Genomic DNA, 21,675 nt, shown 5'->3' with positions numbered 1-21,675 from the left:
TCTGTAGGAGTACATCGTGCGTAAGTTGACTCAATTGGTGCTGCTGGCAACTGTGTTGGTAGCGACCCCGGCCTTCGCCGAAATGAAAATCGCCGTCCTGAACTATCAGATGGCCCTCTTGGAATCCGATGCGGCCAAGAAATACGCCGTGGATGCCGAGAAGAAATTCGGCCCGCAACTGACCAAGCTCAAGACCCTGGAAAGCAGCGCCAAGGGCATCCAGGATCGTCTGGTGGCCGGTGGCGACAAGATGCAGCAAGGCGAACGCGAGCGTCTGGAGCTTGAGTTCAAGCAAAAGGCCCGTGACTACCAGTTCCAATCCAAGGAACTGAACGAAGCCAAGGCTGTTGCTGACCGTGAAATGCTGAAACAACTGAAGCCGAAGCTCGATAGCGCTGTGGAAGAAGTCATCAAGAAAGGTGCCTTTGACCTGGTGTTCGAGCGTGGCGCTGTGATCGACGTCAAGCCTCAATACGACATCACCCGTCAGGTGATCGAGCGCATGAACCAGCTGAAGTAAGCCATGACCGCGACTATCAAGCTCGGCGAGTTGGCCGAGTTCCTGGGGGCCACCTTGCGTGGCTCCCCGGAGAAGGAAATCACTGGGCTAGCCACCTTGCAGGAGGCTGGCCCAGCTCAGTTGAGCTTCCTCGCAAACCCCCAATACCGTAAATACCTGGTCGACAGCCAAGCTGCAGCCGTGTTGCTGAAAGCCGCTGACGCCGAAGGGTTTGCCGGGGATGCACTGGTGGTGCCCGATCCGTACCTCGCGTATGCGCGGGTTTCGCATCTGTTCGATCCCAAACCCAAGGCTGCCGCCGGTATTCATCCGTCTGCGGTGGTTGCCGACGATGCCCAGGTTGATCCTGCGGCCAGCATCGGTGCCTTTGCGGTGATTGAGAGCGGTGCACGCATCGCGGCCGGTGTCACGGTCGGTGCCCATTGCTTTATCGGTGCGCGCTGCGAAATCGGCGCCGGCGGTTGGCTGGCTCCCCGCGTGACCCTGTACCACGATGTGCGTATCGGTGAGCGCGTGGTCATTCAGTCGGGTGCCGTAATTGGCGGTGAAGGCTTCGGCTTTGCCAACGCCAAGGGTATCTGGAACAAGATCGCCCAGGTCGGTGGCGTATTGATCGGCGACGACGTGGAGATTGGCGTGAACACCGCTGTCGATCGCGGGGCCCTGGCCGATACCGTGATCGGCAACGGCGTGAAGCTCGACAACCAGATCCAGATCGCCCACAACGTGCAGATTGGCGATCACACCGCCATGGCGGCCTGCGTGGGTATCTCCGGCAGTACCAAGATCGGCAAGCATTGCATGCTCGCCGGTGGCGTCGGGTTGGTCGGGCATATCGATATTTGCGACAACGTCTTCATCACCGGCATGACCATGGTCACTCACTCGATTACCGAGCCTGGGGCCTACTCTTCCGGTACCGCCATGCAGCCCGCGGCTGAATGGCGCAAGAGTGCAGCTCGGTTGAGGCAGCTTGACGACATGGCTCGACGTCTCAAACAGCTGGAAAAGCGTGTTGGGGACGTGACCCCTGGCGGTAATGCTTCATCAGAAGGCTGATACCATTTCCATATCAAGTGTGCACAGCCGCTAGACTGCCTCCTTGATTTGCTAGCGGGGCGTGCTTTTAGTTCGCCCGCCCCCAATCTTTATTACAGGCTTCCCCCCGAAATGATGGACATCAACGAGATTCGCGAATACCTGCCTCACCGTTACCCGTTCCTGCTGGTGGATCGCGTAGTGGACCTCAACGTCGAGGAAAAGCGCATTCGTGCCTACAAGAATGTCAGCATCAACGAACCGTTCTTCAACGGTCACTTTCCCGCGCATCCCATCATGCCGGGTGTGTTGATCATCGAAGCGATGGCCCAGGCTGCCGGTATCCTTGGTTTCAAAATGCTCGACCTCAAGCCTGCCGACGGCACGCTTTACTATTTCGTGGGCTCCGACAAGTTGCGTTTCCGCAATCCGGTGACCCCTGGCGACCAGTTGATCCTGGAAGCCAAGTTCATCAGCTGCAAGCGCCAGATCTGGAAGTTCGAATGCCAGGCCTCGGTGGACGGCAAGCCGGTGTGCTCCGCTGAGATCATCTGTGCGGAACGCAAACTATGAGTTTGATTGACCCTCGCGCAATCATCGATCCGTCGGCCGTTCTGGCCGCCGACGTTGAGGTCGGCCCCTGGTCGATCATCGGCGCAGGTGTGGAAATCGGCGAGGGGACTGTCATCGGGCCGCACGTGATCCTCAAAGGTCCGACCCGCATTGGCAAACACAATCGCATCTACCAGTTCTCCTCGGTAGGCGAAGACACCCCGGACATGAAGTACAAGGGCGAAGAGACTCGCCTGGTCATCGGTGATCACAACATCATCCGTGAAGGCGTGACCATTCACCGTGGCACCGTTCAGGATCGGGCCGAAACCACCCTGGGTGATCACAACCTGGTCATGGCTTACGCGCACATCGGTCACGACAGCGTCATCGGCAACCACTGCATCCTGGTCAACAACACCGCGTTGGCCGGGCATGTGCACGTTGACGATTGGGCGATCCTGTCCGGGTTCACCCTGGTGCATCAGTACTGCCATATCGGCGCTCATAGCTTTTCCGGCATGGGCACGGCCATTGGCAAAGATGTTCCGGCATTCGTCACGGTATTCGGTAACCCGGCGGAAGCACGCAGCATGAACTTCGAAGGCATGCGCCGTCGCGGGTTCAGTGAAGACGCCATCCATGCCCTGCGACGTGCCTACAAGGTGGTTTACCGCCAAGGGCTCACCGTTGAGCAGGCATTGACCCAACTGGCCGAGCCGGCAGCGCTGTTCCCGGAAGTCGCGGTGTTCCGTGACTCAATCCAGGCGTCGACTCGCGGCATCACCCGCTAATCATGGCCAATCTGCGTATCGCACTGGTGGCCGGGGAAGCTTCCGGCGACATTCTGGGCGCAGGTCTCATGCGGGCCCTCAAGGCCCAGCACCCTGCGGTGGAGTTCATTGGCGTCGGTGGTCCGCTGATGCAGGCTGAAGGGCTTACGTCCTACTTTCCCATGGAACGTTTGTCGGTCATGGGGCTGGTCGAGGTGCTGGGTCGCCTGCGCGAGCTGCTGGCCCGTCGCAAGCTGCTGATCCAGACGCTGATCGAAGAAAAACCCGACGTGTTCATCGGCATCGACGCGCCGGACTTCACCCTCAATATCGAACTCAAGTTACGTCAGGCCGGGATCAAGACCGTGCACTACGTCAGCCCGTCTGTGTGGGCGTGGCGGCAGAAACGCGTGCTGAAGATCCGCGAAGGTTGTGATCTGATGCTGACTCTGCTGCCGTTTGAGGCCCGGTTCTATGAAGAGAAGGGCGTGCCGGTGCGGTTTGTCGGGCATACCCTGGCCGACGCGATTCCGCTGCAGGCTGATCGCGCCGCTGCGCGTGCCGAGTTGGGCTTGCCCGATGGCCCGCTGGTCGCGCTGATGCCTGGCAGCCGTGGCGGCGAAGTCGGCCGTCTGGCCTCGGTGTTTTTTGACGCTGCCGAACGCCTGCTGGCCTTGAAGCCGGGTGTACGTTTCGTGCTGCCTTGCGCCAGCCCGCAACGGCGCGCGCAGATCGAAACACTGCTGGAAGGCCGCAACCTGCCGTTGACCTTGCTCGACGGCCAGTCACACCTGGCCCTGGCGGCCTGTGATGCGGTGCTGATCGCTTCGGGCACCGCTACCCTGGAGGCCTTGCTGTACAAGCGCCCAATGGTAGTGGCCTACCGCCTGGCGCCGCTGACGTTCTGGATTCTCAAGCGCATGGTCAAAAGTCCTTACATCTCCCTGCCCAATCTGCTGGCCCAGCGCCTGTTGGTGCCGGAGTTGTTGCAGGACGATGCAACGCCCGAGGCGCTCGCACAAACGCTATTACCCTTGATCGACGGTGGCGAAGAACAGACCCGTGGTTTCGACGACATTCACCGCATACTGCGCCGTGATGCCTCGAACCAGGCGGCCGATGCCGTGCTGACCCTGATCGGCCATAAACAGGAAAGCCTATGACGATGCAAATGGGCCTGGATTTCAGCCTGGTCGCACAAGCCCATGAGCTGGTGGCCGGCGTTGACGAAGTCGGGCGTGGGCCTTTGTGCGGCGCGGTGGTCACGGCGGCGGTGATCCTCGATCCGAACCGCCCGATCCTCGGCCTCAACGACTCGAAGAAACTCACCGAAGCGCGCCGTGAAAAGCTTTACGACGAGATCATTGAGAAAGCCCTGAGCTGGCATATCGCCCGGGCTGAAGTCGAAGAAATCGACGAACTGAACATTCTCCACGCCACCATGCTCGCGATGCAGCGTGCGGTTGAAGGCCTGCATATCACGCCAAAAATGGCGATGATCGATGGTAACCGTTGCCCCAAGCTGGCCATGCCTTCTGAGGCGGTGGTGAAGGGGGATAGCAAGGTGCCTGCTATCGCGGCCGCCTCGATCCTGGCCAAAGTCAGCCGTGATCGTGAAATGGCCGCGTTCGAACTGATCTATCCAGGCTACGGCATTGGCGGCCATAAAGGCTATCCGACGCCCGTTCATCTGGAAGCCCTGGCTCGCCTGGGTCCGACGCCGATTCACCGCCGCTCGTTCGCCCCGGTTCGCCAGGCCTACGAGTTGCGCGAGAGCCTCAACGAGGTGTAGTCGCAAGGCTGATGTTTTGCTCAAGGCCCGGTACAATCCGGGCCTTGTTGTTTTCCACGTATAAGAGATCACTATGCCGGCTTCATTCGTTCACCTACGCCTGCACACTGAATACTCCCTGGTCGACGGCCTGGTACGGATCAAACCGCTGGTCAAAACCCTGGTGGGTATGAACATGCCTGCGGTCGCGGTGACCGATCAGAACAACATGTGTTCCCTGGTCAAGTTCTACAAGAACGCCATGGGCGCCGGTATCAAGCCGATCTGCGGCGCTGACCTGTGGCTGTCCAACAAAGACCCGGATAACCCCCTGAGCCGTATCAGCCTGTTGGCGATGAACGGCGTGGGTTATCGCAACCTTACCGAACTGATTTCCCGCGGTTTCATCGATGGCCAGCGCAATGGTTCGATCATCATCGAGCGCGAATGGGTTGCCGAGGCCAGCGAAGGCCTGATCATGCTGTCGGCCGCCAAAGAGGGCGAGATCGGTATCGCGCTGCTGGGTGGCAACCCCCAGGAAGCTGAAGTACTGGCCAAGGAGTGGATGCAGGTCTTCCCCGATCGCTTTTACCTGGAAGTCCAGCGCACCAATCGCCCCAACGATGAAGAGCACCTGCACGCCGCCGTGGCCCTGGCCGACAAGCTGGGGGCGCCACTGGTCGCCACCAACGACGTGCGCTTTATCAAGAAGGAAGATTTCGAGGCCCACGAAACCCGCGTGTGCATCGGTGAAGGCCGGGCCCTGGATGACCCGCGCCGCTCCAAGAACTACAGCGAAGAGCAGTACCTCAAGAGCGCGGAGGAGATGGCCGAGCTGTTCAGCGACCTGCCCGAGGCCCTGGAAAACTCCGTCGAAATCGCCAAACGCTGCAATATCGAAGTGAAGCTGGGCAAACACTTTTTGCCCAACTTCCCGATTCCCGATGGCATGACCATCGATGAGTACTTCCGCAAGGTGTCGTTTGATGGTCTGGAGGAGCGTCTTTCCGTCCTGCTGCCCAAGGACACCACCGAAGATTACGAGGCCAAGCGCCAGGTTTATGTCGATCGGCTGAATTTCGAGCTGGATATCATCATCCAGATGGGCTTCCCCGGTTACTTCCTGATCGTAATGGACTTTATCCAGTGGGCCAAAAACAACGGCGTACCGGTAGGGCCGGGCCGGGGGTCGGGTGCCGGCTCGCTGGTGGCCTACGTGCAGAAGATTACCGACCTGGATCCGCTGGAATATGACCTGCTGTTCGAGCGGTTCCTGAACCCGGAACGGGTTTCCATGCCCGACTTCGACGTCGACTTCTGCATGGACGGCCGTGACCGCGTGATCGAATACGTGGCCGAGAAATACGGCCGCAACGCGGTAAGCCAGATCATCACCTTCGGTTCCATGGCGGCGAAGGCTGTAATTCGCGACGTGGCGCGCGTTCAGGGCAAGTCCTACGGCCTGGCGGATCGTCTGTCGAAGATGATCCCGTTCGAAGTCGGCATGACCCTGGAAAAAGCCTACGAGCAGGAAGAGATCCTGCGCGACTTCATCAAGATCGATGAAGAGGCCGCCGAAATCTGGGACATGGCCCGCAAGCTTGAAGGCGTGGTGCGTAACGTCGGTAAACACGCCGGCGGTGTGGTGATCGCGCCTACAAAACTCACCGACTTTTCGCCGATTTATTGCGATGAGGAAGGCGGCGGCCTGGTCACCCAGTTCGACAAGGACGACGTGGAGGCGGCCGGCCTGGTGAAGTTCGACTTCCTTGGCCTGCGAACCCTGACGATCATCGACTGGGCGCTCAAGACCATCAACCGCGACCGCGCCAAGGTCAATGAAGAGCCGCTGGATATCGCGTTTATCCCGCTGGACGACAAACCGACTTACACCTTGCTGCAAAAAGCCGAAACCACGGCGGTGTTCCAGCTTGAGTCGCGGGGCATGAAAGAGCTGATCAAAAAGCTCAAGCCCGACTGCCTGGAAGACTTGATCGCACTGGTGGCCCTGTTCCGTCCGGGTCCGCTGCAGTCCGGCATGGTGGACGACTTCATCAACCGTAAGCACGGTCGCGCCGAGCTGGCGTATCCGCACTCCGACTATCAGTACGAAGGCCTCAAGCCAGTACTGGCGCCGACCTACGGCATCATCCTGTATCAGGAACAGGTGATGCAGATCGCCCAGGTGATGGCCGGCTACACCCTCGGCGGCGCGGACATGCTGCGTCGAGCCATGGGTAAGAAAAAACCCGAAGAGATGGCCAAGCAGCGCGGCGGTTTCATTGAGGGTTGCGCGACCAACAATATCGACGCGGACCTGGCCGGTAACATTTTCGACCTGGTGGAAAAATTCGCCGGTTATGGCTTCAACAAATCCCACTCCGCCGCGTACGGCCTGGTGTCGTACCAGACCGCCTGGCTGAAAGCGCACTACCCGGCGCCGTTCATGGCGGCGGTACTCTCGGCGGATATGCACAACACCGACAAGGTCGTGACCTTGATCGAGGAAGTGCGCACCATGAAGCTGCGTCTCGACGCACCGGACGTGAACGCCTCGGAGTTCAAATTCACGGTAAATGACGAAGGCCGCATTATTTATGGGTTGGGCGCGATCAAGGGGGTGGGTGAAGGCCCGGTGGAAGCCATCACCGAAGCGCGCCAGGACGGACCCTTCAAGGATCTGTTCGACTTCTGCGCGCGGGTTGACCTCAAGCGCATCAACAAACGGACCCTCGATGGTCTGATCCGTAGCGGTGCGCTCGACCGTCTCGGCCCGTATTTTTACGACGAGCCCAAGGCTTACCAAGCGAATATCGACCGGAACCGTGCGGTATTGCTCACCGCCATGGAAGAAGCGATCAAGGCCGCCGAACAAACCGCCCGTACCCACGACAGCGGCCACGCCGATCTGTTTGGCGGTTTGTTCGTCGAAGAGGATGCCGATGTATATGGCAACCATCGCAAGGCCAAGGAGCTGACGCTCAAGGAGCGCCTCAAGGGTGAGAAAGACACCCTGGGCCTGTACCTCACCGGCCACCCGATTGACGAATACGAAGGTGAAATCCGCCGTTTCGCCCGTCAGCGAATCATCGACCTGAAACCTGCGCGGGATACCCAGACCGTCGCCGGCATGATCATCGCCCTGCGGGTGATGAAGAATAAAAAGGGCGACAAGATGGGGTTCATCACCCTCGACGACCGTTCGGGGCGCATCGAAGCCTCGCTGTTCGCCGACGCGTTCCACTCCGCGCAGTCGCTGTTGCAGACCGACGCCATGGTGGTAGTGGAAGGGGAGGTCAGCAACGATGACTTCTCCGGCGGCCTGCGCCTGCGGATCAAGCGGGTGATGAGCATGGAAGACGCGCGCACCAATCTGGCCGAAAGCCTGCGCTTGAAGGTGAAAACCGAGGCGCTCAAGGGCGATCAGCTACGCTGGTTGGGTGAGTTGCTCAAACGCCACCGTGGCGCGTGCCCGGTGACCATGGAGTACACCGGCAGTGACGCCAAGGCCATGTTGCAGTTTGGGGAGACCTGGCGAATCGATCCGGCTGATGGCTTGATTCAAGCATTGCGTGACCAGTTCGGCCGTGACAACGTCTTCCTCCAATACCGTTGACGGCCAGGCACCGCAATTCGCCTGTTCTCGACGAAACATTTAATCTCGACCTGGACGCGCCTCTCCCTTAAGGTAGGGCGCGAACAGACAACCGGCTGGCCAGGCACTCCCTGGCCGTCGACCCAAGACGGACGCTTATGAACCCGAATTTTCTTGATTTCGAACAGCCGATCGCTGACCTGCAAGCCAAGATCGAAGAGCTGCGCCTGGTCGGCAATGACAATTCGCTGAATATCGGCGATGAGATCGCTCGCCTGCAAGACAAGAGCAGCTCGCTCACCGAAGACATCTTCGGCAAGCTGACCAGTTGGCAGATCGCGCGCCTGGCCCGCCACCCGCGCCGTCCGTACACGCTGGACTATATTCAGCACATATTCACCGAGTTCGACGAGTTGCACGGCGACCGCCACTTCTCCGACGACGCGGCCATCGTGGGCGGTATCGCTCGCCTGGACGATCAGCCGGTGATGGTGATCGGTCACCAGAAAGGCCGTGAAGTGCGCGAGAAGGTCCGCCGCAACTTCGGCATGCCGCGTCCTGAAGGCTACCGCAAGGCGTGCCGCCTGATGGAAATGGCCGAGCGCTTCAAGATGCCGATCCTGACCTTCATCGACACCCCGGGTGCCTACCCAGGTATTGACGCTGAAGAGCGCAACCAGAGCGAGGCTATCGCCTGGAACCTGCGCGTCATGGCCCGCCTGAAAACCCCGATCATCGCCACCGTGATTGGTGAAGGGGGATCCGGCGGCGCTCTGGCCATCGGCGTCTGCGACCAGCTGAACATGCTGCAATACTCGACCTACGCGGTGATTTCGCCGGAAGGTTGCGCCTCGATCCTGTGGAAAACCGCCGAAAAAGCGCCGGACGCTGCCGAAGCCATGGGCATCACCGCCGATCGCCTCAAAGGCCTGGGTATCGTGGACAAAGTGATCGCCGAGCCTCTGGGCGGTGCCCATCGTGACCCGGCTGCGGCTGCCGCGACTATCCGCGCTGAACTGGGTTCGCAGTTGGCGATGCTCAAGAAGCTGGATAACGAAGCGCTGCTGGCTCGTCGTTACGAGCGTCTGATGAGCTACGGTCTCTAAGCCGACGCTGTACCCAATGTGGGAGTCGGCTTGTGTGGGAGCTGGCTTGCCTGCGATAGCATCACCTTGGTATCACTGATAGACCGAGGTGCCTGCATCGCGGGCAAGGCCGGCTCCCACATTTGTTTTGTGTATGCTGACGAACGTATTCCAGCTTTGCGGCGGTGACGTGTGATGAAACCAACCCTGCCGGCCACACTCCTGCGCACCCTGGCCCCCTGGCGCAACGCGCCGGCCTGGCATATCGCATTCTCCGGCGGTCTCGACTCCACCGTCCTGTTGCACCTTCTGGCCTCGCTGGCCAAACTTGAAAATCTGCCTGTTCTCAGTGCCGTCCATATCCACCATGGCCTGCAAGCTGCTGCCGATGCGTGGCCCGCGCATTGCCAATCGGTCTGCGACAGCCTGGGCGTGCCCTTGCGGGTCATGCGCGTGCAAGTCAGTCCTGGTGCGAGCCTTGAACGTGCGGCCCGCGATGCGCGTTACCAGGCGTTCATGCAGGTAATAGGGGCAGGGGAGGTGCTTTTCACCGGCCAGCATCGCGACGATCAGGCCGAAACCCTGATCTTTCGTCTCTTGCGCGGGGCAGGGGTGCGAGGGTTGGCGGCCATGCCTGGGTATCGCCCATTGTCGGGCGGGCATGTGGTACGGCCATTGTTGAATGCCTCCCGTGGTGAATTGGAGGCCTACGCCCACCAGCATCAATTGAAGTGGATCGAAGATCCCTCCAACGCCGATCCACGTTTTTCCCGCAATTACCTGCGCCATCATGTATTCCCGACCCTGACGCAACGCTGGCCCCAGGCAGTCTCCAGCCTGGCGCGCACGGCCGAACACTTGGCCGAGGCACAGGGTCTGCTTGACGAGTTGGCGCAGATGGATCTGCGGGCTGCCGATCAGCCTTCAGCGTTTGCCTGGTTGCCTTTGCCTTCATTGGCGCTTGCGCCATTACGAGAACTTTCCGATGCCCGCCAGTGCAATGCCTTGCGGCATTGGTTGGCTCCGCTGACTCGAATGCCTGACACCGACCACTGGGCCAGTTGGTATGCCCTGCGTGATGCCAAAGGCGATGCACAACCCGTGTGGCACCTGGCCGACGGACAACTGCATCGTTGTGGTGAGCGCATCTGGTGGTTACCTTCAGCGTGGTCGGCGTTTTCTGACGCATCGGTGCGCTGGCCCGATCCGCAAAACCCACTAGAGTTACCGGGCAACGGTCAGCTGAGATTTATCGGCAACGTCCCCGAATGCCCATTGGTGATCCGCTATCGCCAGGGGGGCGAAATCGTCGAAGTGCCAGGTCGAGGCCGGCGCGACCTGAAGCGCCTGCTGAATGAAAGTGGTTTGCCGGGCTTCGTCCGTGGCAGATTGCCGCTGGTCTATCGGGGCGAGCAATTGCTGGCTGTCCCAACCGTCGCGGGGGCATGGGCCAGCTCAACGGATGACCGGCAATTACATTGGATGCCACAGACCTGCGATCAAGGTTTGAGCTGATAGAGCCTTTCCGGTAGACTACGCTCCCTTCTTGATACAACTTCTGTGGATTCAACTGAATCGCAGCAGTTGCCGATTACCAAGCAGTCTTTGCTGGGCGATTCCAAAAAATGTGTAGCGATCAACGTACCGGTGTTCCATTGCTGGTCTGTCACAACGCGGCGGTTTTTTTGAAAGGTGCACTGTGATTAATGCAGGTGATCGGGGGCTTCGGCCTTCCTTCGCTTTCCCCGGCGGCTCGGACCGCTTTAACGCAGACTTCTAGGGTTTTTCATGACGCGCTACATATTCGTCACGGGCGGTGTTGTTTCTTCATTGGGGAAAGGCATTGCCTCCGCTTCATTGGCGGCCATCCTGGAGGCGCGGGGACTTAAGGTCACCATGCTCAAGCTGGACCCGTACATCAACGTTGACCCGGGCACCATGAGCCCGTTCCAGCACGGTGAAGTGTTCGTCACCCACGACGGCGCCGAGACCGACCTGGACCTGGGCCACTACGAGCGGTTCATCCGCACGACCATGACCCAGAACAACAACTTCACCACCGGCCGTGTCTACGAGCACGTGCTGCGCAAGGAGCGCCGTGGTGACTACCTGGGTGCAACCATCCAGGTGATCCCGCACATTACCGACGAAATCAAGCGCCGCATCATCAAGGGTGCAGGCGATGCCGACGTGGCGATGGTCGAGATCGGTGGCACCGTGGGTGACATCGAATCCCAACCGTTCCTCGAAGCCATCCGCCAGCTGCGTTTCGAAGTCGGCGCCAAGCGCGCGATGCTGATGCACCTGACGTTGGTGCCGTACATCGCCACGGCCGGCGAAACCAAAACCAAGCCTACCCAGCACTCGGTCAAGGAACTGCGTTCCATCGGCCTGCAGCCGGACGTGCTGGTATGCCGCTCCGATCACCCGATCGACATTTCCTCGCGTCGCAAGATCGCGCAATTCACCAACGTTGAAGAACGTGCGGTGATCGCGCTGGAAGACGCCGACACCATCTACAAAATCCCGGGCATCCTGCACTCCCAAGGCCTGGACGATTTTGTGGTCGAGCGTTTCGGCCTGCAATGCAATGGCGCGGACCTGTCCGAGTGGGAAGCCGTGGTCGACGCCAAGCTCAACCCTGAGCATGAAGTCACCATCGCCATGGTCGGCAAGTACATGGAGCTGCTGGACGCTTACAAGTCGCTGATCGAAGCGATGAGCCACGCCGGTATCAGCAACCGTACCAAGGTCAACCTGCGCTATATCGACTCTGAAGACATCGAGAACCAGGGCACTGCGCTGCTCGAAGGTGTGGACGCTATCCTCGTGCCAGGCGGTTTCGGCCTGCGTGGCGTGGAAGGCAAGATCACGGCTGTTCAATATGCTCGCGAGAACAAGGTGCCGTACCTGGGTATCTGCCTGGGCATGCAAGTGGCCGTCATCGAGTTCGCCCGAAACGTGCTGGGTTGGAAAGACGCCAACTCCACCGAGTTCGACAGCAAGAGCGGCCACCCGGTCGTGGGCCTGATCACCGAGTGGGAAGATGCCACCGGCGCGGTCGAAACCCGTACCGAAGCCTCCGACCTGGGCGGCACCATGCGCCTCGGCGCGCAAGACTGCCTGCTGGAGCCGGGCTCGCTGGTTCACGACTGCTACGGCAAGGACGTGATCGTCGAGCGTCACCGTCACCGCTACGAAGTGAACAACAACCTGTTGCCGCAGATCAAAGAGGCTGGCCTGAAAATCTCCGGTCGCTCCGGTGATGGCGCGTTGGTTGAAGTGGTTGAGGCGCCGGATCATCCGTGGTTCGTGGCGTGCCAGTTCCACCCTGAGTTCACCTCGACGCCGCGCGACGGTCACCCGTTGTTCAGCGGTTTCGTCAAAGCAGCACTGACGCAACATCAGAAGAAGGCGTAACCCTGATGGCCCAGAAGATCATTCGCGTAGGCGACATCGAGATTGCCAACGACAAGCCCATGGTGCTGTTTGGCGGCATGAACGTGCTGGAAAGCCGCGACATGGCGATGCAGGTCTGTGAAGAGTACGTAAAGGTCACCGAGAAACTCGGTATCCCTTACGTATTCAAGGCCAGCTTCGATAAGGCCAACCGTTCGTCCGTGACCTCCTATCGCGGCCCGGGCCTTGAAGAAGGCATGCGGATCTTCCAGGACATCAAGCAAGCCTTCGGCGTGCCAATCATCACCGACGTCCACGAGCCTGAACAGGCTGCCGTGGTCGCCGAGGTGTGCGACATCATCCAGTTGCCGGCCTTCCTGTCGCGCCAGACCGACCTGGTCGTTGCGATGGCCAAGACCGGCGCTGTGATCAATATCAAGAAAGCCCAGTTCCTCGCGCCCCAGGAGATGAAACACATCCTGAACAAGTGCGTGGAAGCGGGTAACGACCAGTTGATCCTCTGCGAGCGGGGTTCGAGCTTCGGCTACAACAACCTCGTGGTGGACATGCTCGGTTTCGGCATCATGAAACAGTTCGAATACCCGGTGTTCTTCGACGTGACCCACGCATTGCAAATGCCCGGTGGTCGCGCCGACTCCGCTGGCGGGCGTCGTGCCCAGGTACTGGACCTGGCCAAGGCGGGCATCAGCCAGTCTCTGGCGGGCCTGTTCCTGGAAGCCCACCCGGATCCGGACAACGCCAAATGCGACGGCCCATGCGCCCTGCGCCTGGACAAACTGGAGCCATTCCTGGCCCAGCTCAAGCAGTTGGACGAACTGGTCAAGAGTTTTCCGACGGTAGAGACCGCGTAAGCGTCGTTTCTCCGGTAGACTTTCCCACGCTTTACGCTCAGGCCTGCGGGCCTGAGCCTTGTCGCCTGCAAGCCTGCCCCGTTGTTCCACCCTTGCGGTCGGTCAAAAGATTCCCTTCAGCTGCGTCGTTTTCGTCAACTTTGGAGTGTTTACAACAATGGCAAAAATCGTCGACATCAAAGGTCGTGAAGTTCTCGACTCCCGTGGCAACCCCACCGTCGAAGCCGACGTGCTTCTCGATAACGGCATCATCGGCAGCGCCTGCGCGCCGTCCGGTGCTTCTACCGGTTCGCGCGAAGCGCTGGAACTGCGTGATGGCGACAAGAGCCGTTACCTGGGCAAGGGTGTACTCAAGGCGGTAGCCAACATCAATGGCCCGATCCGTGACCTTCTGGTGGGCAAGGACCCGCTGGACCAGAAAGCCCTGGACCACGCGATGATCAAGCTCGACGGCACCGAAAACAAAGGCAGCCTGGGCGCCAACGCTATCCTCGCTGTGTCCCTGGCCGCTGCCAAGGCCGCTGCCCAGGACCAGGACCTGCCGCTGTACGCGCACATTGCCAACCTGAACGGTACTCCGGGTGTGTACTCGATGCCGGTGCCGATGATGAACATCATCAACGGTGGCGAGCACGCCGATAACAACGTCGACATCCAGGAATTCATGGTGCAGCCGGTGGGTGCCAAGTCCTTCTCCGAAGGCCTGCGCATGGGCACCGAGATTTTCCATCACCTCAAAGCCGTACTGAAGGCCCGTGGCCTGAGCACTGCCGTGGGTGACGAAGGTGGTTTCGCACCGAACCTGGCGTCCAACGAAGATGCACTGAAAGTGATCTCCGAAGCCGTGGCCAACGCTGGCTACAAGCTGGGCACCGACGTGACCCTGGCCCTGGACTGCGCGGCCAGCGAATTCTACGAGGACGGTAAATACAACCTGTCCGGCGAAGGCCAAGTGTTCAACTCCGAAGGTTTTGCGGAATACCTGAAGGGCCTGACCCAGCGCTACCCGATCATCTCGATCGAGGACGGCCTGGACGAGTCCGACTGGGACGGCTGGAAAATCCTCACCGACAAGATCGGCGAGAAAATCCAACTGGTGGGCGACGACCTGTTCGTGACCAACACCAAGATCCTGAAAGAAGGCATCGATAAAAAGATCGCCAACTCGATCCTGATCAAGTTCAACCAGATCGGCACCCTGACCGAAACCCTGGAAGCGATCCAGATGGCCAAGGCTGCGGGCTACACCGCCGTGATCTCCCACCGCTCCGGCGAAACCGAAGATTCGACCATTGCCGACCTGGCCGTGGGCACCTCGGCGGGCCAGATCAAGACCGGTTCCCTGTGCCGTTCCGACCGTGTTTCCAAGTACAACCAATTGCTGCGTATCGAAGAGCAACTGGCAGGCAAGGCCAAGTACAACGGTCGCGGCGAGTTTCGCGGCTGATCGCTACTTGATGGTAAAACATGCTAAAAAGTCGGCGGATTGCGTCGGAAAACTCACGACAGTGTGTATTTCGACGCTAATCTGATGGCTATCAAGCACAAGCCTGGTTCTTCCAGGCTTCGTGCTATCAGTTGTTTCAAAAGTTTTGAATGGCTGTCTTTTTTCACTGGATACCCGATATTCGATGCGCAGTCCCAATTGGTTGTTCCTCGTCTTGCTCTTGTTGCTGGCTGGCCTGCAGTACCGCCTATGGGTGGGTAATGGCAGCTTTGCGCAGGTAAAAGACCTGACCGAGCAAATTGCTGCACAGCACGCCGAAAACGAGATCTTGCTGGAGCGCAACCGCGTCCTCGATGCCGAAGTGCTTGAGCTGAAAAAAGGTACGGAGACCGTTGAAGAGCGGGCCCGTCATGAACTGGGCATGGTCAAGGAGGGCGAAACCCTCTACCAGTTGGCCCAATGAATCGCAGTTTGCCGGCCTTCTGGGCCGTGATTCCTGCCGCGGGCGTCGGTGCCCGTATGGCCGCGGACCGTCCCAAGCAATATTTGCAGTTGGGCGGGCGCACTATTCTCGAACACAGCCTTGGCTGCTTTCTTGATCATCCAGACCTTAAAGGGTTGGTGGTCAGTCTTGCTGTAGATGATCCTTATTGGCCAAACCTGCCTTGCGCCAACGACCCACGCATTGTGCGTGCGGACGGAGGCGACGAGCGTTCGGGGTCTGTGCTCAATGCGTTGCTGCAGCTCAATGCCCTAGGTGCCAGCGATGACGATTGGGTGTTGGTGCACGATGCTGCGCGCCCCAATTTGAGTCGTGAAGACCTCGACAAACTTCTGTTTGATCTGGCGGATGACCCGGTGGGCGGCTTGCTGGCCGTGCCGGCCCGCGACACGCTCAAGCGCGTCGACAAGCACGGTCGTGTGGTCGAGACCGTCGATCGCAGCCTGATCTGGCAGGCTTATACACCGCAGATGTTCCGCCTGGGTGCTTTGCATCGTGCTTTGGCTGACAGCCTGGTGGCCGATGCCGTGATTACCGATGAAGCTTCGGCCATGGAATGGTCCGGCCAGGCTCCGCGCCTGATTGAAGGGCGCTCGGACAATATCAAGGTGACCCGGCCGGAGGATTTGGAGTGGTTACGGTTGCGGTGGGCGAACCGGCGGTAGTCAGTGACATCGAGTCGACCCCTTCGCGAGCAAGCCCGCTCCCACCTCTGACCGTGTTACCACTGGGGAAACGCGGCCAAGTGTGGGAGCGGGCTTGCTCGCGAAGAGGCCAGTGCAAACACTGAGTAATCAACCGCTGTACTCCGGCTTTTCAGCCAACCCTACCTTCAAAAAATCCACCAGCTTGCGAACCTTCGGCGACAAATGCCGCTGCTGGGGATACAACGCCCATACCGCCGTATTCGGCGGCTGATGCGCCTCCAGCAACGACACCAACGCGCCACTGTGCAGATGCTCCAGCACGTAATAGTCCGGCAGTTGGCACAATCCCACGCCCTGCAACGCCGCATCCAACACAGCCTGCCCACTGTTGCAGCGCCAGTTTCCCTGCACGCGCTGGGAAAATTCCCGCCCGTCCTGGGCCAGTTGCCAGATATCCGAGCTGCCGATCAGGCAGTTATGCCGGCTCAATTCCGACAAGCTATGCGGCCGACCGTACCGAGCGAGGTAGGACGGTGATGCACACAAGTACATGCGCCGAGGTGCGAGGCGGCTGGCGACCATGCGCGAATCCTGTAGACGCCCCAGGCGGATCGCCAGGTCGAGGCCCTCGTGTACCAGGTCCAGCTGGCGGTTGCTCAGCTCGATATCCACCCGCAACTGCGGATAGAGCCCCATGAACCGCGTGACCAGCGGCACGATAAAGCGCTCGCCGTAAGCCACGGCGCAGGTCATGCGCAACATGCCCTTGGGTTCGCTGGTGAGGTCGCCGACCGCGCGCAAGGCTTCTTCGCGACCGTCCTGCAGGCGCTGGCAATGTTGCAGGAAGGTCTGGCCCGCTTCAGTCAGGGTCACCTTGCGCGTACTGCGGTACAGCAAACGTGTTTGCAGGCGTTCTTCCAGGCGCGCCACCTGCCGGCTGATGTGAGACGACGACACTCCCAGTCGCTCTGCCGCGGCCGTGAATTGGCTGCATTCGGCCACGGCGACAAACTCATCGATACCTTCCCAGCGGTTCTCAAGCACGTCGATTGTCCCTGTACAGCAATAAAGTTTTGCTTTTGTCTGGATTATTCATCAGTCAGCCATGTTTTACACTCACCTTCTCAGTTTTCAACTCCCTGGAGAAACCCGGATGATCAAGTCCCGCGCCGCCGTAGCTTTCGAAGCCAAAAAGCCCCTTGAGATCGTCGAAGTGGATGTCGCCATGCCCAAGGCTGGCGAAGTGCTGTTGCGCGTGGTCGCTTCCGGCGTGTGCCATACCGACGCGTATACCCTGTCGGGCGCCGACCCGGAAGGCATCTTCCCATCGATCCTCGGCCATGAAGGCGGTGCGGTGGTTGAAGCGATTGGCGAGGGCGTAACGTCGGTGGCCGTGGGCGATCACGTGATCCCGCTGTACACCCCGGAATGTGGCAAGTGCAAATTCTGCCTGTCGGGCAAGACCAACCTGTGCCAGGCCATTCGCTCCACGCAGGGCAAAGGCCTGATGCCGGACGGCACCACGCGTTTTTCCTACAAAGGCCAGCCAATTTTCCACTACATGGGCACCTCGACCTTCTCCGAGTACACCGTGCTGCCGGAAATTTCCGTGGCCAAGATTCCTAAAGAAGCGCCGCTGGAAAAAGTCTGCCTGCTCGGCTGCGGCGTCACCACCGGTATCGGCGCGGTGATCAACACCGCCAAGGTCAAGCCGGGCGACACCGTGGCGATCTTCGGCCTTGGCGGCATCGGCCTGTCGGCGGTGATCGGCGCGGTCAAGGCCAAGGCTGGCCGCATCATTGCTATCGACATCAACCCAGCCAAGTTCGAAATCGCCAAGCAACTGGGCGCCACCGACTGCATCAACCCGAAAGACTACGATCGCCCAATCCAGGACGTGATCGTCGACCTCACCGACGGCGGCGTGGACTTCTCCTTCGAATGCATCGGCAACGTGCAACTGATGCGCGCCGCCCTTGAGTGCTGCCATAAAGGCTGGGGCGAGTCGGTGATCATTGGCGTGGCCGGTGCAGGCCAGGAAATCGCCACCCGTCCCTTCCAGCTGGTGACCGGTCGCGTCTGGCGCGGTTCGGCATTCGGCGGCGTGCGCGGCCGCAGCGAACTGCCGAGCTACGTGGAAATGGCCCAGACCGGCGAGATCCCGCTGGACACCTTCATCACCCACACCATGGGCCTGGAAGACATCAACAAAGCGTTTGACCTGATGCATGAAGGCAAGAGCATTCGTACCGTCATCCACTTCTGAGGTCGGCCATGAGTCTGGAAAACCTGTCGTGCCAGAAAAGCTTCGGCGGCTGGCACAAACGCTACAAGCATCATTCCGATGTGCTCGGTTGCGACATGACGTTCGCCGTCTACCTGCCGCCGCAAGCGGAGCAGGGCAGCAAGTTGCCGGTGCTGTACTGGCTGTCCGGTCTCACCTGCACCGATGAGAACTTCATGCAGAAGGCCGGCGCCCAGCGCATGGCTGCCGAACTGGGGTTGATCATCGTTGCGCCGGACACCAGCCCGCGTGGGCCGGGTGTGCCGGGCGATCCGGATAATGCTTGGGATTTCGGCCTCGGTGCCGGCTTCTATCTGAATGCCACGCAGGAGCCGTGGGCCAAGCACTATCGGATGCATGACTACGTGGTGCAGGAATTGCCTGCATTGGTTGAAGCGCATTTTCCGGCTTCGGACAAACGCGGCATCAGCGGCCACTCCATGGGCGGCCACGGGGCGCTGGTGTGCGCATTGCGCAACCCAGGACGTTACCTGTCGGTGTCGGCCTTTTCGCCGATCAACAACCCGATGGATTGCCCGTGGGGTCAGAAAGCCTTCTCGCGTTATTTGGGCGAAGAGCGTTCGAAGTGGCGTGAGTGGGACGCCTGCGTGCTGATCAGCGAAGCCTCGGAAAAGCTGCCGCTGCTGGTGGACCAGGGCGATCGCGACGATTTTCTCGCCGTGCAACTCAAGCCTGAAGCCCTGCAGCAAGCGGCCAAGGCGGCCAACCATCCGCTGGAGCTGCGCCTGCAACCTGGCTATGACCACAGCTACTTCTTTATCGCCAGCTTCATCGAAGACCATTTGCGACACCATGGCCGCGCTTTGCTCGGTTAATGTGAGGCAAAAGTAGGTAGAATCACGCCCTGAATTAAATCGGGGCGTTTTTTTATGCGTATTGGCCACGGCTACGATGTGCACCGTTTCGCTGAAGGCGATTTCATCACCCTGGGCGGTGTGCGCATTGCACATCACCAGGGTTTGCTGGCTCATTCCGACGGCGACGTTGTGTTGCACGCCTTGAGCGATGCCTTGCTCGGTGCCGCGGCGTTGGGCGATATCGGCAAGCACTTTCCGGACACCGACCCGACCTTCAAGGGCGCGGATAGCCGCGTACTGCTGCGTCATGTGGTCGGCCTGATCCACGCCAAAGGCTGGAAGGTCGGCAACGTCGACAACACCATCGTGGCCCAGGCGCCGAAGATGGCCCCCCATATCGAGTCGATGCGCGCGCTGATTGCCGCCGACCTGCACATTGAACTGGACCAAGTGAACGTGAAAGCCACCACTACCGAAAAGCTCGGCTTCACCGGTCGTGAAGAGGGCATTGCCGTGCACTCTGTCGCCTTGTTGCTGCGCGCATGAATGACTTGCAACTATTGGGTCCACGGGCCTATGGCGAGGCCTTGGGCCGTGCGGTGCTGAAGGCAACGGCCGAAGACTTCCAGGTCGACGAGGTGCTGGATATCCCGCTGACCGGCGAGGGTGAACACCTGTGGTTGTGGGTGGAGAAGCGCGGGCTCAACACCGAGGAAGCTGCGCGGCGGATTGCCAAAGCGGCTGGCGTGCCGTTGCGCACCGTCAGCTATGCCGGGCTCAAGGACCGCCAGGCGTTGACCCGCCAATGGTTCAGCGTGCAGCTGCCCGGCAAGGCCGATCCGGACATGAGCGCGGCGGAGAATGACACGCTCAAGATCCTCAAGACCGCCCGCCACAAGCGCAAGCTGCAGCGCGGTGCACACTCAGCCAATGGTTTCACCTTGCGCCTGACCCAGTTGTCCGGTGATACCGCAGCCATCGACGCGCGGTTGCAACTGATTGCACAGCACGGCATTCCCAACTATTTCGGCGCCCAGCGTTTTGGCCACAACGGCGGCAACGTGGTGGACGCCCGTGAGTGGGCCGCGCGCAGGGCGTTGCCGGAGCAGCGCAACGTGCGTTCGCGTTTGCTCTCCACGGCGCGCAGCTTCCTGTTCAACAAAGTGTTGGCGGCGCGTGTGGCCGATGGGTCTTGGCAGCGTGCCCAGGTCGGCGATTTGCTCGCCTTTACCGACAGCCGCAGTTTTTTCCCGGCGGGGGAGGCCGAATGCAGCGACCCACGCCTGGCGATCCTGGACCTGCACCCGACCGGGCCACAGTGGGGTGAGGGCGATTCGCCGGCCAGTGGTGCAACCTTTGAGCTTGAACAGGCCGTTGCCGCCGGTGAAGCCGACCTGCGCGATTGGCTGGTGAATGCCGGTATGAGCCAGGAACGTCGCATTCTGCGACTGCCCATTGGCGGTTTGACGTGGCATTATCCCTCGCTGGACATTCTGCAATTGGAATTCGTCCTGCCGGCCGGATGCTTCGCCACTGTCTTGGTGCGCGAGCTTGTGGATCTGGTGCCGGTGGGGCAGACGGACAACCCATGCGTATTCTGATATCAAACGATGACGGTGCCACCGCACCCGGTCTTGCCGCGCTCTATGCTGCGCTGGAAGATTACGCCGAGTGCGTGGTGGTTGCCCCCGACCAGGACAAGAGCGGCGCCAGCAGTTCGCTGACGCTCGACCGTCCGTTGCACCCGCACGTCCTGGCCAATGGCTTTATCAGCGTGAACGGCACCCCCACCGACTGTGTCCACCTGGCGATCAACAGCCTGCTGGATCAGGAGCCGGACCTGGTGGTGTCGGGTATCAACCTCGGTGCCAACCTGGGCGATGACGTGCTGTATTCCGGCACCGTGGCGGCGGCTCTCGAAGGCCGTTTCCTGGGGCGTACGGCGTTCGCCTTTTCGTTTGCTTCGCGCCAACTGGATAACTTGCCGACTGCTGCGTATTTTGCGCGCAAGCTGGTGCAAGCCCATGGCTCCTTGAACCTGCCTCCGCGCACCGTGCTCAACGTCAATATCCCCAACTTGCCCCTCGACCATATCCGCGGCATCCAGCTGACACGCCTGGGCCATCGTGCCCGTGCGGCGGCGCCGTTGAAGGTGGTCGACCCGCGTGGCAAGGAAGGTTATTGGATTGCTGCAGCGGGAGATGCCGAAGATGGCGGGGAAGGCACGGACTTTCATGCCGTGATGCAAGGCTATGTGTCGATTACTCCGTTGCAGTTCGATCGCACCTTCAGCGATGCCTTCAGTGGTCTCGATGGCTGGCTGGAGGGGCTGCGCTGATGGGCCGTGAACAAGACGACTTGCTGCGTCGGGG

General features: G+C 60.2%; 20 protein-coding genes. 19 read left to right on the top strand and 1 reads right to left on the bottom strand.

What is annotated here, in order from left to right:
- The first annotated feature begins 16 nt into the window (after window positions 1-16).
- The 14 genes from AB4O08_RS06210 to ispD all read left to right on the top strand — a co-directional run bounded on the left by AB4O08_RS06210 (window position 17) and on the right by ispD (window position 16,219).
- On the top strand, window positions 17-520 hold the full coding sequence (locus tag AB4O08_RS06210) for an OmpH/Skp family outer membrane protein (protein WP_003219314.1): 504 nt from the start codon (window positions 17-19) through the stop codon (window positions 518-520).
- Between the two features lie 3 nt (window positions 521-523).
- Entirely contained in the window at window positions 524-1,579 is a 1,056-nt protein-coding gene (gene lpxD / locus AB4O08_RS06205; protein WP_010212451.1) for a UDP-3-O-(3-hydroxymyristoyl)glucosamine N-acyltransferase, read from the top strand.
- A 111-nt stretch (window positions 1,580-1,690) separates the two neighbouring features.
- On the top strand, window positions 1,691-2,131 hold the full coding sequence (gene fabZ / locus AB4O08_RS06200) for a 3-hydroxyacyl-ACP dehydratase FabZ (RefSeq protein WP_003172281.1): 441 nt from the start codon (window positions 1,691-1,693) through the stop codon (window positions 2,129-2,131).
- Window positions 2,128-2,904 (top strand): acyl-ACP--UDP-N-acetylglucosamine O-acyltransferase, encoded by a 777-nt coding sequence (lpxA, locus tag AB4O08_RS06195; protein WP_010212450.1) that lies wholly within the window; start codon window positions 2,128-2,130, stop codon window positions 2,902-2,904. Before fabZ ends, lpxA begins: the two co-directional genes overlap by 4 nt.
- Window positions 2,905-2,906: 2 nt before the next feature.
- Window positions 2,907-4,046, top strand: a complete 1,140-nt coding sequence (gene lpxB, locus AB4O08_RS06190; protein ID WP_021492425.1) for a lipid-A-disaccharide synthase — start codon at window positions 2,907-2,909, stop codon at window positions 4,044-4,046.
- 2 nt (window positions 4,047-4,048) lie between these two features.
- On the top strand, window positions 4,049-4,675 hold the full coding sequence (gene rnhB, locus AB4O08_RS06185; protein WP_031290979.1) for a ribonuclease HII: 627 nt from the start codon (window positions 4,049-4,051) through the stop codon (window positions 4,673-4,675).
- A gap of 73 nt (window positions 4,676-4,748) precedes the next feature.
- Window positions 4,749-8,270, top strand: coding sequence for a DNA polymerase III subunit alpha (gene dnaE / locus AB4O08_RS06180; RefSeq protein WP_042570667.1), 3,522 nt, complete (start codon window positions 4,749-4,751; stop codon window positions 8,268-8,270).
- Between the two features lie 137 nt (window positions 8,271-8,407).
- Window positions 8,408-9,355 (top strand): acetyl-CoA carboxylase carboxyltransferase subunit alpha, encoded by a 948-nt coding sequence (locus AB4O08_RS06175; RefSeq protein WP_010212445.1) that lies wholly within the window; start codon window positions 8,408-8,410, stop codon window positions 9,353-9,355.
- A gap of 174 nt (window positions 9,356-9,529) precedes the next feature.
- Complete coding sequence (gene tilS, locus AB4O08_RS06170) at window positions 9,530-10,849, top strand: tRNA lysidine(34) synthetase TilS (protein ID WP_457244165.1); 1,320 nt, start codon at window positions 9,530-9,532, stop codon at window positions 10,847-10,849.
- A 273-nt stretch (window positions 10,850-11,122) separates the two neighbouring features.
- Complete coding sequence (locus AB4O08_RS06165) at window positions 11,123-12,754, top strand: CTP synthase (protein WP_010212443.1); 1,632 nt, start codon at window positions 11,123-11,125, stop codon at window positions 12,752-12,754.
- A gap of 5 nt (window positions 12,755-12,759) precedes the next feature.
- Window positions 12,760-13,605 carry a 3-deoxy-8-phosphooctulonate synthase gene (kdsA, locus tag AB4O08_RS06160; protein WP_010212442.1) on the top strand — a complete coding sequence of 282 codons (846 nt, stop codon included), beginning with the start codon at window positions 12,760-12,762 and terminating at the stop codon, window positions 13,603-13,605.
- Between the two features lie 157 nt (window positions 13,606-13,762).
- On the top strand, window positions 13,763-15,052 hold the full coding sequence (gene eno / locus AB4O08_RS06155) for a phosphopyruvate hydratase (protein ID WP_460114757.1): 1,290 nt from the start codon (window positions 13,763-13,765) through the stop codon (window positions 15,050-15,052).
- Window positions 15,053-15,236: 184 nt separating this feature from the next.
- Window positions 15,237-15,515, top strand: a complete 279-nt coding sequence (gene ftsB / locus AB4O08_RS06150) for a cell division protein FtsB (RefSeq protein ID WP_003231201.1) — start codon at window positions 15,237-15,239, stop codon at window positions 15,513-15,515.
- Window positions 15,512-16,219, top strand: coding sequence for a 2-C-methyl-D-erythritol 4-phosphate cytidylyltransferase (gene ispD / locus AB4O08_RS06145; RefSeq protein WP_010212439.1), 708 nt, complete (start codon window positions 15,512-15,514; stop codon window positions 16,217-16,219). Before ftsB ends, ispD begins: the two co-directional genes overlap by 4 nt.
- Window positions 16,220-16,348: 129 nt before the next feature.
- On the opposite strand, the gene AB4O08_RS06140 is transcribed toward ispD, so the two are convergent.
- Entirely contained in the window at window positions 16,349-17,245 is an 897-nt protein-coding gene (locus AB4O08_RS06140; protein WP_010212436.1) for a LysR substrate-binding domain-containing protein, read from the bottom strand.
- Window positions 17,246-17,354: 109 nt separating this feature from the next.
- Between AB4O08_RS06140 and AB4O08_RS06135 the strand changes: the two genes are divergently transcribed.
- The 5 genes from AB4O08_RS06135 to surE are packed head-to-tail and all read left to right on the top strand — an operon-like array spanning window position 17,355 to window position 21,641.
- Window positions 17,355-18,467 (top strand): S-(hydroxymethyl)glutathione dehydrogenase/class III alcohol dehydrogenase, encoded by a 1,113-nt coding sequence (locus tag AB4O08_RS06135; protein WP_010212435.1) that lies wholly within the window; start codon window positions 17,355-17,357, stop codon window positions 18,465-18,467.
- Between the two features lie 8 nt (window positions 18,468-18,475).
- A complete protein-coding gene (gene fghA / locus AB4O08_RS06130; protein WP_010212433.1) occupies window positions 18,476-19,321 on the top strand; it encodes an S-formylglutathione hydrolase in 846 nt (281 codons plus the stop codon).
- A 54-nt stretch (window positions 19,322-19,375) separates the two neighbouring features.
- Window positions 19,376-19,849, top strand: coding sequence for a 2-C-methyl-D-erythritol 2,4-cyclodiphosphate synthase (gene ispF / locus AB4O08_RS06125; protein ID WP_010212431.1), 474 nt, complete (start codon window positions 19,376-19,378; stop codon window positions 19,847-19,849).
- A complete protein-coding gene (truD, locus tag AB4O08_RS06120) occupies window positions 19,846-20,904 on the top strand; it encodes a tRNA pseudouridine(13) synthase TruD (RefSeq protein WP_460114756.1) in 1,059 nt (352 codons plus the stop codon). Before ispF ends, truD begins: the two co-directional genes overlap by 4 nt.
- Window positions 20,892-21,641: a 5'/3'-nucleotidase SurE gene (surE, locus tag AB4O08_RS06115; protein ID WP_021492421.1), complete on the top strand. Its 750-nt coding sequence runs from the start codon at window positions 20,892-20,894 to the stop codon at window positions 21,639-21,641. The genes truD and surE overlap by 13 nt, the downstream gene beginning before the upstream one ends.
- The last annotated feature ends 34 nt before the right edge of the window (window positions 21,642-21,675 follow it).

It is taken from the genome of Pseudomonas sp. H3_E07, from assembly GCF_054668895.1.
The sequence above is the reverse complement of the archived record's forward strand: the minus strand, read 5'-3'. Positions and strand labels throughout refer to the sequence as shown.

Coding starts and splice junctions, on each gene's coding strand:
- rnhB (WP_031290979.1), top strand. CDS start 4,049: ATGCAAATGGGCCTGGATTTCAGCCTGGTCGCACAAGCCCATGAGCTG.
- ftsB (WP_003231201.1), top strand. CDS start 15,237: ATGCGCAGTCCCAATTGGTTGTTCCTCGTCTTGCTCTTGTTGCTGGCT.
- fghA (WP_010212433.1), top strand. CDS start 18,476: ATGAGTCTGGAAAACCTGTCGTGCCAGAAAAGCTTCGGCGGCTGGCAC.
- fabZ (WP_003172281.1), top strand. CDS start 1,691: ATGATGGACATCAACGAGATTCGCGAATACCTGCCTCACCGTTACCCG.
- truD (WP_460114756.1), top strand. CDS start 19,846: ATGAATGACTTGCAACTATTGGGTCCACGGGCCTATGGCGAGGCCTTG.
- tilS (WP_457244165.1), top strand. CDS start 9,530: ATGAAACCAACCCTGCCGGCCACACTCCTGCGCACCCTGGCCCCCTGG.
- kdsA (WP_010212442.1), top strand. CDS start 12,760: ATGGCCCAGAAGATCATTCGCGTAGGCGACATCGAGATTGCCAACGAC.
- AB4O08_RS06165 (WP_010212443.1), top strand. CDS start 11,123: ATGACGCGCTACATATTCGTCACGGGCGGTGTTGTTTCTTCATTGGGG.
- ispD (WP_010212439.1), top strand. CDS start 15,512: ATGAATCGCAGTTTGCCGGCCTTCTGGGCCGTGATTCCTGCCGCGGGC.
- surE (WP_021492421.1), top strand. CDS start 20,892: ATGCGTATTCTGATATCAAACGATGACGGTGCCACCGCACCCGGTCTT.
- lpxA (WP_010212450.1), top strand. CDS start 2,128: ATGAGTTTGATTGACCCTCGCGCAATCATCGATCCGTCGGCCGTTCTG.
- lpxD (WP_010212451.1), top strand. CDS start 524: ATGACCGCGACTATCAAGCTCGGCGAGTTGGCCGAGTTCCTGGGGGCC.
- AB4O08_RS06135 (WP_010212435.1), top strand. CDS start 17,355: ATGATCAAGTCCCGCGCCGCCGTAGCTTTCGAAGCCAAAAAGCCCCTT.
- ispF (WP_010212431.1), top strand. CDS start 19,376: ATGCGTATTGGCCACGGCTACGATGTGCACCGTTTCGCTGAAGGCGAT.
- AB4O08_RS06175 (WP_010212445.1), top strand. CDS start 8,408: ATGAACCCGAATTTTCTTGATTTCGAACAGCCGATCGCTGACCTGCAA.
- eno (WP_460114757.1), top strand. CDS start 13,763: ATGGCAAAAATCGTCGACATCAAAGGTCGTGAAGTTCTCGACTCCCGT.
- dnaE (WP_042570667.1), top strand. CDS start 4,749: ATGCCGGCTTCATTCGTTCACCTACGCCTGCACACTGAATACTCCCTG.
- lpxB (WP_021492425.1), top strand. CDS start 2,907: ATGGCCAATCTGCGTATCGCACTGGTGGCCGGGGAAGCTTCCGGCGAC.